9 protein-coding genes are annotated in these 12,747 nt (G+C 65.1%); 6 read left to right on the top strand and 3 right to left on the bottom strand.

What is annotated here, in order from left to right:
• Position 1: 1 nt before the first annotated feature.
• A complete protein-coding gene (locus ACWDUN_RS27610) occupies positions 2–2,134 on the bottom strand; it encodes a heavy metal translocating P-type ATPase (protein ID WP_449933740.1) in 2,133 nt (710 codons plus the stop codon).
• Positions 2,127–2,504 carry an ArsR/SmtB family transcription factor gene (locus tag ACWDUN_RS27605; RefSeq protein WP_449933739.1) on the bottom strand — a complete coding sequence of 126 codons (378 nt, stop codon included), beginning with the start codon at positions 2,502–2,504 and terminating at the stop codon, positions 2,127–2,129. The genes ACWDUN_RS27610 and ACWDUN_RS27605 overlap by 8 nt, the downstream gene beginning before the upstream one ends.
• Before the next feature lie 204 nt (positions 2,505–2,708).
• On the opposite strand from ACWDUN_RS27605, the gene resB reads away from it, so the two are divergent.
• The 6 genes from resB to ACWDUN_RS27575 all read left to right on the top strand — a co-directional run bounded on the left by resB (position 2,709) and on the right by ACWDUN_RS27575 (position 11,859).
• The gene (resB, locus tag ACWDUN_RS27600; protein ID WP_449933737.1) at positions 2,709–4,292 is read left to right on the top strand and encodes a cytochrome c biogenesis protein ResB; all 1,584 of its coding nucleotides are present in this window, start codon (positions 2,709–2,711) and stop codon (positions 4,290–4,292) included.
• Positions 4,289–6,193, top strand: a complete 1,905-nt coding sequence (locus ACWDUN_RS27595; RefSeq protein WP_449933736.1) for a cytochrome c oxidase assembly protein — start codon at positions 4,289–4,291, stop codon at positions 6,191–6,193. Before resB ends, ACWDUN_RS27595 begins: the two co-directional genes overlap by 4 nt.
• Positions 6,190–6,795 carry a hypothetical protein gene (locus tag ACWDUN_RS27590; protein WP_449933734.1) on the top strand — a complete coding sequence of 202 codons (606 nt, stop codon included), beginning with the start codon at positions 6,190–6,192 and terminating at the stop codon, positions 6,793–6,795. Before ACWDUN_RS27595 ends, ACWDUN_RS27590 begins: the two co-directional genes overlap by 4 nt.
• 203 nt (positions 6,796–6,998) lie before the next feature.
• On the top strand, positions 6,999–8,744 hold the full coding sequence (gene ctaD, locus ACWDUN_RS27585) for an aa3-type cytochrome oxidase subunit I (RefSeq protein WP_449933732.1): 1,746 nt from the start codon (positions 6,999–7,001) through the stop codon (positions 8,742–8,744).
• 47 nt (positions 8,745–8,791) lie between these two features.
• On the top strand, positions 8,792–11,320 hold the full coding sequence (locus ACWDUN_RS27580) for a heavy metal translocating P-type ATPase (RefSeq protein WP_449933730.1): 2,529 nt from the start codon (positions 8,792–8,794) through the stop codon (positions 11,318–11,320).
• A complete protein-coding gene (locus ACWDUN_RS27575) occupies positions 11,317–11,859 on the top strand; it encodes an adenylate/guanylate cyclase domain-containing protein (protein ID WP_449933729.1) in 543 nt (180 codons plus the stop codon). Before ACWDUN_RS27580 ends, ACWDUN_RS27575 begins: the two co-directional genes overlap by 4 nt.
• 13 nt (positions 11,860–11,872) lie before the next feature.
• Here the strand turns inward: ACWDUN_RS27575 and ACWDUN_RS27570 are convergent, their stop codons facing one another.
• Positions 11,873–12,745 carry a L,D-transpeptidase gene (locus tag ACWDUN_RS27570; RefSeq protein WP_449933727.1) on the bottom strand — a complete coding sequence of 291 codons (873 nt, stop codon included), beginning with the start codon at positions 12,743–12,745 and terminating at the stop codon, positions 11,873–11,875.
• Positions 12,746–12,747: the final 2 nt, after the last annotated feature.

The raw sequence follows: 12,747 nt of genomic DNA, 5'->3' as shown, positions 1-12,747 counted from the left end.
TTCACCGGCGCGGTCCTGGCGCGCCGTCCTGTGAGCTGGCTTCGATATGCGGGGCCGCCTCCGTCGATCCGCAGCAGTCACAGTCATCGGCGGCCGTGCCCGCTGGCGTCGGCGTCAACGGAATCGCTAGGGCTTTCGGCGCCGGTGGCGCGGCGCAGCACGCATCCAGCGGCTCTGGAGCGGCGCCGATGTCGACATGGTGTGGTGTCGAGGAGTTGACCGGCGCAGAGGTCAAACCGGGTAGCGGGCGGGTGCGCGCCGCACGAATGGCATTGAGGATGACCAAGACCTCGGCGGCCTCGTGGATGAGTACCACGGTGGCCAGGCCGAGCACGCCCAATGCCGCCAACGGAATCAATGATCCGATGATCACCATCGAGAACCCGATGTTCTGGACCATGATGCGGCGCGCTCGTCGTGAGTGGGCCATCAGCTGCGGTAGGTGCCGCAGGTCTTCGCCCATCAACGCGACGTCGGCGGTCTCGATCGCCACATCGGTACCCATGGCGCCCATGGCTATTCCGATATCGGCGGTGGCGAGCGCGGGCGCATCATTGACGCCGTCACCCACCATCGCGATGGGACGCCCACGGGATACTTCGGGGAGTAGTCGGGCCTTGTCTTCCGGAAGCAGCTCCGACCGCACGGTGGGGATACCGGCTTGTGCCGCAAGCGACTCGGCGGTCAGTGTGTTGTCCCCGGTGAGCATGGCGACGTCGATACCGAGACGGCGCAGCAGACGTATCGCCTCGGGAGCTTCGGGGCGCAGCTCGTCGCGGACTGCGATCGCGGCGCAGGTGAGGCCATCGCGCTCCAGGACCACCACCGTCGCCCCGGCGCCCTGCATCCGTGCCACATCGTCGGCGAGCACGCCCGGATCCACCCAACTGGGCTTCCCCAGTCGCAGCGTCGACTCGCCCAGGCGGCCCTCAATGCCGTGGCCGGTGACGGCGGTGACATCGGTGGCGGCCGGCACCGGGCCGGTGGCGGCGAGAATCGCCTGAGCGAGGGGATGTTCGCTGCGTGACTCGAGCGCCGCGGCCAACTGCACCGCGTCGGCCTCGGCGTGCCCTGCGATGGTCACGACCTCCACGACCTGCGGCGTGTTGCGAGTCAATGTGCCGGTCTTGTCCAGGGCAATAACCTTGATACGGCCCAGTTCCTCGACAGCGGCGCCACCCTTGACCAGCGCCCCCTGCCGACTGGCGGCGCCGATGGCCGAGACCACCGTCAAGGGGACCGCGATCGCCAGCGCACACGGTGAGGCGGCGACCAGCACGACCAGGGTCCGTTCCAGCCACAGCATCGGGTCACCCAGCAGTGCGCCGAGTCCGGCGATCCCCGCCGCCAAGACCATGATGGCCGGCACCAGTGGCCGGGCGATGCGGTCGGCAAGGCGTTGGCCGGCACCTTTACGTTCCTGGGCTTCCTCGACGATATGCACGATGCGGGCCAACGAACTGTCGGCAGCCAACGCGCTCACCTCGATCTCGACGGCACCGCCGCCGTTGATGGCGCCCGCGTGCACCGGAGTCCCCGGGCCCGCCTCGACCGGCACCGACTCACCGGTGATCGCCGACAAGTCCAAGCTGGTGTGGCCGGCGGTGATCGTTCCGTCGGTGGCGGCCCGCTCGCCCGGTCGCAGCACCATGGTGTCGCCCACGACAATTTCCTCAGGAGCTACGGTGATTTCGGCGCCACCTCGCAGGACCGAAGCTTTGGGGGGCACCAACGAGAGCAGGGCGCGCAGCCCGCGTCGGGTCTTGGTCACTGCGTAGTGCTCCAGCCCTTCGGCGATGGAGAACAAGATCCCCAGCAGGGCGGCTTCGGCGAACTGGCCGAGTGCGATCGCGCCGATAGCGGCGATGGTCATCAGTGTTCCGACACCGATACGGCCACGACGCAAATTGCGTAGTGCATCGGGGACGAAGGTGGCCGAGGCCATGGCGCCGGCCGCCAGTTCCAGCGCTATCGTGATGCCCGCCAGTCCGGCCTTGCCGACCGCCCAGCCAACGGCCAACAGTACGGCCGCCACCAACGCCAGTTGCAATTCGCGGACGTGCCAGAGCTTTTCGGGACCGTAATCGGTCTGGTCTGCTGCGGTGGGTCGCGGTCCGCAGCATGCGTCAGACATGGTCGGCGCGCTTCGCGGCATTCGGCCCGAGGACCGCAGCGGTCAGATGTTCCCCAAGGTCGGTGAGGCGATACATCACCAACTTGCCGTCGCGGCGCGAGGCCACCAGCGCTGCATTCTTGAGTTGTCGCAGATGGTGGGACACCAGGTTCTGTGTAGCGCCGACGACCCAGGCCATATCGCAGACGCACAGCTCCTCACCGCCGCGCAGCGAGGTGGCGATCACCAGTCGGGTGGGATCACCAAGCGCTTTGGCGGCCAGCGCCGCGGACTCGACGGCAGGCTGGTGCGGTAACGAGGCGCGAATGGCCTCCGCGTGCGGCAGATCGAGACAGAGCAGATCGCAGAGGTCGATAGAACGCTCGGTCATATCAACATAGTAACGGCTATTGATATGTTTGAAAAGCGGCTCGGTGGCGGTCAACTGGCCGCTGGCGGCTGTTCTCGCGTTCGCTACATTTACTAGTCTACGTAGTAGGTGCGTAATGGAGATGATTCGTGACGGCGGTGCGGTACTGGTGGTGAAGGCGAACTCGGCGTGCATGAAGCCGATAGGTGTGTTGGCGGATCTAGCATGGTGACACGCGCCGTGGCATTCGTGCGCAACACCTGGCGCACCCTCACATCGATGGGTACCGCACTGGTGCTGCTGTTCCTGTTGGCACTGGCATCGATACCCGGTGCGCTGTGGCCGCAACGGCCGGTCAACCCGACCACCGTGGCCGGCTATATCGCCGACAATCCACGTCTAGGTCCCTGGCTGGACCGCCTGCAGATCTTCGATGTCTTCTCCAGTGTCTGGTTCACGGCCATCTACGTACTGTTGTTCGTCTCCCTGATCGGCTGCCTCACGCCCCGACTGGTCGACCACGCCCGCAGCCTGCGCGCCACACCGGTACGCGCGCCCCGAAACCTCACCCGACTGCCCAAACATCGCGTAATGACGGTGCGCGCCGACCCCGACATCCTCGGCGCCACCGTCGAAGAGCGCTTGCGCGGGTGGCGCAGATCCATTCGGCAAGACGGCGACACCATCGAAATATCAGCCGAGAAAGGGTATCTGCGCGAGGCGGGCAACTTGGCGTTTCATTTCTCGCTGATCGGGCTGCTGGTGTCGATGGCCGCGGGAAAGTTGTTCGGCTATGAGGGCAACGTGATCGTGCTCGCCGATGGCGGACCCGGATTCTGCTCAGCCTCACCGGCGGCCTTCGATGCCTTTCGCCCGGGCACAACCGTGGACGGCACCGGCCTCTATCCGATCTGCCTGCGTGTCAACGATTTCACGGCCAACTTCCTGCCGAGCGGCCAAGCCGTGGGCTTCGCCGCTGACATCAGCTACCAGGCGGGTGAAAGCCTGGCCACCTCCGAATGGAACACCTATGAGCTCAAAGTCAACGAGCCGCTGCGCGTGGGTGGCAACCGGGTCTACCTGCTCGGCCACGGATACGCTCCGACCTTCACCGTCACATTTCCCGACGGACAGACCCGCAGCCAGACACTGCAGTGGCAACCCGAGGAACTGCAGACGCTGCTGTCGTCAGGAGCCATGCGCTTCGATCCGCCGGCCGGCAGCTACCCCGACCCCGATGAACGCCGCAAGAATCAGATCGCGATAGAAGGACTGTTCGCGCCGACCAAGAGACTCGACGGCACGCTGCTCTCGTCTGCCTTCCCCGCCGCCGACGACCCCGCTGTAGCCATCGACATCTACAAAGGCGACACCGGTCTCGATACCGGCCGCCCACAGTCCATCTTTGCCCTCGACAAGCGGATGATCGGCCAAGGCCGGCTCATCCGGATGGCGAGGGTGAATCTGAGCCTCGGCGAACAGACCCAACTCGAAGACGGCACAGTGGTGCGCTTCGATGCGGTCACCGACTTCGTCAGCCTGCAGGTATCTCACGATCCCGCCCAAATATGGGTGCTCGTGTTCTCGATCACGATGATGGCCGGCCTCCTGGTGTCACTGACCATCCGCCGTCGACGCATCTGGGTGACGATCCGCCGCAACGACACGACCGATGATCTGACAGTGCAGATGGGTGGCCTGGCACGCACCGACAATGCAGGGTGGGGCGAAGAGTTCGACCGACTGGTCGGCAAGCTGCTGCCCGAAGCTGAGCCAAGAGCCGCCGACACGGTCAGGACCCGCAAATGACCCGCCCAGTCGGCGCTCGACGCACCTCGCTCATCACCCTCGTGGCAGTGGCCGTGTTGTCCGCCGCGACAGCCTCGGTAATCGGAGCGGTGTCACTGGCCGACGCACTGACGGCCACCGGCCTGCCCGATCCCGGACCGATCACCACCTACGGCCTACCTGCGGTGCGCGCGGCAGGCGAGATCGCCGCCGCGATCGCCGTCGGCGGATTCCTCTTCGCGGCGTTCCTGACTCCTGCCCAGCCCAACGGCGTCCTCGATGTGGGCGGCTATCGCGCCCTTCGACTCGGGGGTTGGGCCTGCGCGGTGTGGGCGACCTGCGCAGCGCTCCTCGTGGCCCTGAGCGTCTCGGACGTCTCCGGGCTACCCCTGCACCAGCTTGGGCTGGGCGATATCTGGACGGCCGCCGACCTTGTCGAAATCACCAACGCCTGGCGGTGGACCGCCGCCCTGGCCGCGGTGGTCGCGGTGGCGAGCATCCCGGTGCTGCGGTGGGCCCCCACACCGTTGCTGCTGCTGGCCTCACTGATGACTTTGGCGCCGCTGGGGTTGTCGGGCCATTCCTCCTCCGGTGGCGCCCACGACATCGCGACCAACAGTCTGCTCATCCACCTGATGACTGCTGCCCTCTGGATGGGCGGACTGCTGGCTCTGCTCACCCACGCCCGGCGGGTCGGAAACCATCTGGACACCGCCGTACGGCGATTCTCGACGATGGCCCTGTGGTGCTTTGTGGCGGTGGCATCCAGTGGCATCATCAACGCCGCCCTGAGGATCACCCCGGCAGACCTCCTCAGCGAGTACGGCTTGCTGCTTGGCGCCAAGGCACTGGCACTGGTGGCGCTGGGGATGCTGGGCTGGCAACAGCGCCGATCCGTGGTCAATGCGTTGCGCGACAACACATCCGCTCGCCAAGCCCTGGTGCGCCTGGGGCTGACCGAGGCACTGATCTTCGCGGTGGCCGTCGGTATCGCGGTGGGCCTGAGTCGCACGCCGCCGCCGGCGAATCGGGTCGAACCGTCGGCTGCGCAAATGGCCATCGGCTTCGAACCTGCCGGTCCGCCCACCACGGCACGCATCCTGCTCGACTGGCGTTTCGACCTGATCCTGGGGACACTCGCAGTCGTCCTTGCGGCCCTCTACCTACGTGGGGTGCGTCGGTTGCGACGACGAAAGACGCCATGGCCGTTGCCGCGCAGCATCTGCTGGTTCGGTGGTTGCGCCGCTCTGCTGGCGGCGACCTCATCGGGGCTGGGCAGTTATATGCCCGCGATGTTCAGCATGCACATACTGGTCCAGGTGTTGCTGTCGACCGTCATCCCGGTGTTGCTGGTGGGGGGCGCGCCAGTAACCCTGGCGCTACAGGCTTTGCCGAGGACGGCGACAGCGGCGGTACCGGGCCCACGAGAGTGGCTGCTCACAGCGTTGGGTTCCCCACTTGCGCGAGCGGCCTCCGATCCGCTGGTGGTGTCTGTGGCATTCATCGGCGGCATCGTCGTGCTCCACACCGAGACGATCTTCACCGTGTCAGTGAGCAATCACAGCGCCCATGTGCTCACCAACCTTTATCTCTTGGTGACGGGTTGTCTGTTCTTCGCCGTGATCAGCAGATCGGCGGATGCTCCCCGGCGGCGAGCGGCGATGCTGATCGCCGTGCCCGCAACCTATTTCACGGCGGGCCTGCTGGTGAGCAGGCGCGGCGACGTGCTCGGGGAATCGTTTTACCGATCGCTACAGCTGCAGTGGCACACCGAGCTGCTCGCTGACCAGCGCATCGGCGGCGCCATCGCGATCACCACGGCGCTCATCGCACTGTGGTGCGTCGTCATCTTCGCGGTGTGGCCGAAGCTTCGCCGCCGATGGACAGTTCGCGCCGTCGGCGTCGCAGGAGCGCCCCGATGACCGATAAGCCATCCCGCGTACGCGCAACGATTCCGTCCGATCACGCAACACTGATCCATGCTGTCGGCCTCAGTACCGCCGCGCTCGTCCTCGGATTCTGGGCGTTGGGGGCGCTGGCCGCTCTGGTGTTCAGCGCCGGCTTCGTCGGGGGACTTGTGCTGTGGCTGCTGGTGCCCGCGAGGGGCAGCTGGATTGATATCCACGTGCCGTACTGGCTCGCCCTTGTGCTGTTCATCGCCCACCGAATCGAGGAGAAGCAGTGGGGCTTCTTCGCCTTTCTGTCGTCGGTGACCGGGGTTCAGACACCTGAGATCGCCTCAGCGCCGGTCATTTCGCTCGTCGTGGTCTCGGTGGGCGCGTGGCTACTCGTGCCTGTGCTGATGCGCATGGAGCACCCCTTGGGACCGTATCTGGCGTGGACCTTCTTCGCCTCACTCGGCATCGCAGAACTGGCCCACTGGTTGGTATTTCCCTGGCTGGCGCCGATGGGCGTCGGTTACGTCCCCGGCATGGCCACGGTGGTTGCGCTTGCGCCGGCCGCGTGGTGGGGAATGTGGCGGCTGTGGCGCGGCCGCCCAGCTGAGCCTGCCCCGCGCACCTGAGGCATCGGGGGGTCTTGAGTTCCCGGGCGAACACGGGGTCTCGCCGCTGCCGGCACACGCGCCAGTAGGTGTTGGAACGCGGCGCGGCACGGATTGACTTACTACATCCACTAGTACGTATTTACTCAGTACGTTAGTCTACGTATTTAGTCAGTAGATTGTGGTGATCTGTCGTGGATTGCAGCCGATATCAGGAGGATTCGTTGGTAGCCGAAGCGCCCCCGGCCGGAGAACTCGTGCCACGGCGTCCGTTCCCGCCACGGATGGGCCCGAAAGGCAACCTCATCTACAAGATGATCACCACGACCGATCACAAGGTGATCGGCATGATGTACGTGGTCACCTGCTTCGGGTTCTTCATGGCGGGCGGCCTGATGGCGCTACTGATGCGCACGGAGTTGACGGTGCCGGGGCTGCAGTTCCTGTCCAACGAGCAGTACAACCAGCTGTTCACCATGCACGGCACCGTGATGCTGCTGTTCTACGCGACCCCCATCGTCTTCGGGTTCGCCAACCTGGTTCTGCCGCTGCAGATCGGCGCGCCCGACGTCGCCTTCCCGCGGCTCAATTCACTGTCCTACTGGTTGTTCCTTTTCGGCGCGCTGATCGCCATGGGCGGCTTTATCACCCCCGGCGGCGCCGCCGACTTCGGCTGGACCGCCTACACGCCGCTGTCCAACGTCATCCACACCCCCGGCGCCGGCGCGGATCTGTGGATCGTCGGCCTGATAGTCGGCGGTTTGGGCACCATCCTCGGTGCGGTGAACATGATCACCACCGTGGTCTGCATGCGCGCCCCCGGTATGACCATGTTCCGGATGCCGATCTTCACCTGGAACATCCTGGTGACCTCGATCCTGGTACTGCTGGCCTTTCCGCTGCTGACCGCCGCGCTCTTTGCGTTGCTGTCGGATCGGCATCTCGGATCGCTCATCTATGACCCGGCCAACGGTGGTGTGCTGCTGTGGCAGCACCTGTTCTGGTTCTTCGGCCACCCCGAGGTATACATCATCGCACTGCCGTTCTTCGGCATCGTCTCCGAAATCTTCCCGGTGTTCAGCCGCAAACCGATCTTCGGTTACACCACCCTGATCTACGCCACGCTGGGTATCGCGGCGCTGTCGGTCGCGGTGTGGGCGCACCACATGTACGCCACCGGTGCGGTGTTACTGCCGTTCTTCTCGTTCATGACGTTCCTGATCGCGGTGCCGACCGGTATCAAGTTCTTCAACTGGATCGGCACCATGTGGAAGGGGCAGTTGACCTTCGAGACACCGATGCTGTTCTCGGTGGGCTTCCTGATCACCTTCCTGCTCGGTGGCCTGTCGGGGGTGCTGCTGGCCAGCCCGCCGATCGACTTCCAGGTCAGCGAAACCTATTTCGTCATCGCGCACTTCCACTACGTGCTCTTCGGCACCATCGTGTTCGCCACCTACGCGGGCATCTACTTCTGGTTCCCGAAGATGACCGGCCGCCTGCTCGACGAGCGCCTGGGCAAGCTGCACTTCTGGCTGACCTTCCTGGGCTTCCATGCCACCTTCCTGGTACAGCACTGGCTGGGCAATGACGGGATGCCGCGTCGTTACGCGGACTACCTGCCCAGCGACGGCTTCACCACACTCAATGTCGTTTCCACGGTCGGTGCGCTGGTCTTGGGTGTGTCGACGTTGCCGTTCGTGTGGAACGTCTTCAAGAGCTGGCGTTACGGCGAGCCCGTCGTGGTCGACGACCCGTGGGGCTACGGCAACTCCCTGGAGTGGGCCACCAGCTGTCCGCCGCCGCGGCACAACTTCACCGAGCTGCCCCGGATCCGTTCGGAGCGTCCGGCGTTCGAGCTGCACTACCCGCACATGGTCGAGCGGATGCGGGCCGAGGCCCATATCGGCCGTGCGCACGGTCCCGACGACGGCGACGTGACCCGGCTCGACGACGAACACGTCCGCACCTGAACTCGGGGATTGACTACTCATATGCACACATGCGTATAGTTGCATGTATGACGGAACGAGAATGCGGCGGTGATGCCGGACGCAACGCTTCCCCCGCGGTGAACTCATTGGCCCTCGCCCTGGCGGACCTGCTCCCCGACGGAGACCAGCGCTGCGCTGAGCGATTGACGTATGACCTTGCCGCACAGACGATCATCAAGCAGGCTCACGTCATCGCAGGGGAGGGCCGCACGCCGCAACTGTGTGTCCACTACGACGCTGCCGAGGTTGGCGAAGGTGATGTCGCACGTCGAGCGCAGCGCGCGGCGGCCACCATCAATACCCGCTACGGTCACCTCAGTCGGTCACTGGACGAGACGATGCCCGGCGAAAAGACCCGCGCAGCCCTCGCCCAGTTGCGTGCTACGCCGGGTGTCGTGGCCGCGGAGGTCACGTCGGCCGCCATCGTCGTGGAGTTCGAACGCGCACGCGTCACCGCCCAGGAACTAGTCGAACTGATCAGCGACCATCTCCCGTCCGTCACGGAGCCTGGAACCCCCGAGCACGACAGCGAACACGCCGGTGGTGGCCACTCCGATGACGGCGACGCTCACGACGGCCATCGGCACAGTCATGGCGGAATCTTCGGAGAACGCAGTGAACTCATCTTCGCGGGATTGTCCGGGGCACTGCTGGTTGCGGGCTGGGCCCTGGCGAGCTTTGCCGACACCCCACGTACGGTGGAGGTGATCGCCTATTCGCTGGCCTTCTTCTTCGGTGCCTTCTACACCGTGCAAGAGGCGTACGCGAGTGTGCGGTACGGCAAGTTCGAGATTGACTTCTTGATGCTGGTCTCAGCGACGGGCGCCGCTGCACTCGGTGAGGTTGCCGAGGGTGCTCTGCTGCTGTTTCTGTTCAGCGTCGGCCACGCGCTTGAGGGCTACGCGATGGGCCGCGCACGGAGTGCGATCGAGGCACTGTCTGAACTTGCGCCCAAGACAGCTCTGGTGCGGCGCGGTGGCACCGGGGATGCCATCGAGATCCCGGTCGCCGACCTTCGCGTCGGCGATATCGTCGTCGTCCGCCCCAACGTGCGCTTGGCTGCCGACGGTTTTGTGGTCGCCGGGTCGAGCAGTATCGATCAGGCCCCGGTGACCGGCGAGAGCGTCCCGGTGGACAAGAGTCCGGTGGCCGACATCGCGGCCGCCGCCGCGGCACCGGAACTTGTCGATGCATCGGGACGCGTCTTCGCCGGCACGATCAACGGCACCGGCGCCATCGAGATCCAGGTAACCCGACGCGCGGCAGACTCGACGTTGGCGCGTGTGGTGCGCCTCGTCGCCGAGGCGCAGACCAAAACAACCTCTGCTCAACGCTTCACGGACCGCTTCCAACGTATCTTCGTCCCGACCATCTTGGCCGGGGTTGTGCTGCTGTTGTTCGCCGGACTAATCGTCGACGAACCGTTCACCGCGACGATGTATCGCGCGCTGGCTGTACTGGTGGCGGCCAGCCCGTGTGCGTTGGCCATCGCCACACCGAGCGCGGTGCTGTCCGCGGTGGCGCGCGCCGCGCGGGCCGGCATTCTCGTCAAAGGCGGTGCCGCGCTGGAGGAACTGGGCCGCGTGCAGGTCTTGGCCTTCGACAAGACCGGGACCCTCACCCAGGGCAGGCCACAGATTACCGATGTCATCGCCACCTCCGGCGCCGACGACACCGAACTGCTCTCGGTCGCGGTCGCCGTTGAAGAGCAAAGTGACCACCCGTTGGCACGCGCCATCGTCCGTGACGGCCGTGCGCGACTGTCCGGGGCGGCGTTGCCTCAGCCGAGCAATATTCGTGCGATGACCGGCCGTGGTATCGCCGCGACCGTCGATGGGCTAGATGTCCGCATCGGTAAGCGCAGTCTTTTCGAGGAAGCGGGCCAACAGATTCCGACTCAGTTGTCGGCCGATGTCGACTTTCTCGAACAGTTGGGCCGCACAACCATGCTGGTGCGTGCCGGTGATCGCTGGCTGGGAGTGATCGGCCTGATGGATGTGCCGCGCGTCGAAGCAGCAGCGGTCATCAAGCGCCTCGGACGCCTCGGCATCGAAGAAACCGTCATGCTCTCCGGGGACAACCAGCGTGTCGCCGACGCTGTCGCCGCGCAGGTCGGCGTGGCCACCGCACGTGGTGACCTGATGCCCGAAGACAAGGTGGCCGAAATCGCGTCCTTGCGTGCGCACCGTGGGCGGGTGGCCATGATCGGTGATGGTGTCAACGATGCGCCCGCGATGGCACGGGCGAATGTCGGCATCGCCATGGGTGCCGCCGGCTCGGACGTGGCGCTGGAGACCGCCGATATCGCGCTCATGGCCGACGACCTCAAAGCACTGCCTTTCGCTGTCGACCTCAGTCGCCGGTCCACGCGCATCATCAAGCAGAATCTGTGGGCCAGCCTGGGCATCGTCGCCGTACTGATCCCGGCGACTGTCTTCGGTCTGGGTATCGGCCCGGCGGTCCTCATCCACGAAGGTTCCACCCTGATCGTCGTGTTCAACGCACTGCGCCTGCTCGCGACGCCGACCCCGACTGACGTTGCGTCAGGCTCATGATCGACGCGGCTAGTCGCTGTAGCACAGGTGATTTCGACCATCAGGATGTGCGGTCGGTGGTGGTGTTCGCAGATATAACCGGGTTCACGACCTACACCGAAGCCCATGGGGATCACCGCGCCGCGCAGCTGGCGACTTCCTTTGCCGAGATCGCTGCAAGCGTCCTCGGGCCCGGCGATGAGATGGTCAAGACGATCGGTGACGCCGTCATGGTCACCTGCGCCACTACCGTGGCTGCGGTCGGTTTTCTGCGTCGACTCAACCGCGAAACTTCCCGCATTAGCGGCTTTCCCCTGTTACGCGTGGGCATGAGCGAGGGACCGCTGGTGCGGCGGGGTGGGGATGTGTTCGGTGCCACCGTCAACACCGCGGCCAGGCTGGTGGCAGTCGCGCGACCGGGCCAGGTGATCGCCGATCACGCCACCGTGTCTGCGGCCGGGCACCAGGGTGGCCTCACCGCGGCACCCCTGGGGGCCTTGCGATTGCGCAATATCGATCTGCCCGTTGAAGCGTATCTCGTGGACATCGATTCTCAATGATCAGGATGAAGATCTAGATCTGCCAGTCCTGGGCGCCGTCGTTGTCGTCATAGACTCCCACGGAGTTCTTGACGACCACCGGATCTCCGCTGCCGAAATTGTCGAAGAACCATTGAGCGTCGGCCGGGCTGAGATTCGGACATCCATGGCTGACATTGCGCACGCCCTGATCGTCCACCGACCATGGCGCGCCATGGACGAAGATCCCGGCATTGTTGATCCGTACGGCATCCTGAACTCTGATCCGGTAGCCCTCGGCCGAGTCGATCGGTACCCCGTAGGTCGATGAGTCCATCACCATGTCGGCGAACTTCTCCAGCACGTAGTAAGTGCCGTTGGGTGTTTCGTAGCCGGGCTTCCCTAAGGACACGGGGATGGTCTTGACCAGTTCACCGTTGCGCATCACCGCCATCTGTTTGGTGGCGTCATCGATGGTGGCCACCAATGCATCGCCGGTTCGAAAGCTCGACTTCGTCCCGCCGGCATCAATGTTGACGGTGGTCCCGGCAGGCCAGAATTCCAGCGGTCGCCAGCGCAACTGAGTGTCACTCATCCAGTAGAACTTGCCAGGGACCGCCGGTTCAGAGGAGATGCGTACGGCCTGCTCGGCCATGGGCCGATCCGCGATGGGGCGTTGGAAGTTGATGATGATGGGCTTGGCTACCCCGACCGTCGAGCCGCTGAGCGGGTTGAACGTCGGCGGGGCGAAGACAGCTCGGCCGACATAAGGTTCGGGATTCTGGCCTGCCGGAACGGCCGGCGTATCGCCGGGAACCACGGGTTGGACAGGCTCGGCATGAGCGGATGTAGCTGCCGCTACCACGAACAGCATCGATGCCATCGACAGGACCGCGATGACACGCGTGCGGGCGGGCGAGATGCGCATGG

This window comes from Mycobacterium sp. NPDC003323 (assembly GCF_053589535.1).
The sequence above is the reverse complement of the archived record's forward strand: the minus strand, read 5'-3'. Positions and strand labels throughout refer to the sequence as shown.

What these genes read in the sequence shown, in the direction of transcription:
- resB (WP_449933737.1), top strand. Translation starts at nt 2,709, where the DNA reads ATGGTGACACGCGCCGTGGCATTCGTGCGCAACACCTGGCGCACCCTC.
- ACWDUN_RS27590 (WP_449933734.1), top strand. Translation starts at nt 6,190, where the DNA reads ATGACCGATAAGCCATCCCGCGTACGCGCAACGATTCCGTCCGATCAC.
- ACWDUN_RS27610 (WP_449933740.1), bottom strand. Translation starts at nt 2,134, where the DNA reads ATGTCTGACGCATGCTGCGGACCGCGACCCACCGCAGCAGACCAGACC.
- ACWDUN_RS27575 (WP_449933729.1), top strand. Translation starts at nt 11,317, where the DNA reads ATGATCGACGCGGCTAGTCGCTGTAGCACAGGTGATTTCGACCATCAG.
- ACWDUN_RS27570 (WP_449933727.1), bottom strand. Translation starts at nt 12,745, where the DNA reads ATGCGCATCTCGCCCGCCCGCACGCGTGTCATCGCGGTCCTGTCGATG.
- ACWDUN_RS27605 (WP_449933739.1), bottom strand. Translation starts at nt 2,504, where the DNA reads ATGACCGAGCGTTCTATCGACCTCTGCGATCTGCTCTGTCTCGATCTG.
- ACWDUN_RS27595 (WP_449933736.1), top strand. Translation starts at nt 4,289, where the DNA reads ATGACCCGCCCAGTCGGCGCTCGACGCACCTCGCTCATCACCCTCGTG.
- ACWDUN_RS27580 (WP_449933730.1), top strand. Translation starts at nt 8,792, where the DNA reads ATGACGGAACGAGAATGCGGCGGTGATGCCGGACGCAACGCTTCCCCC.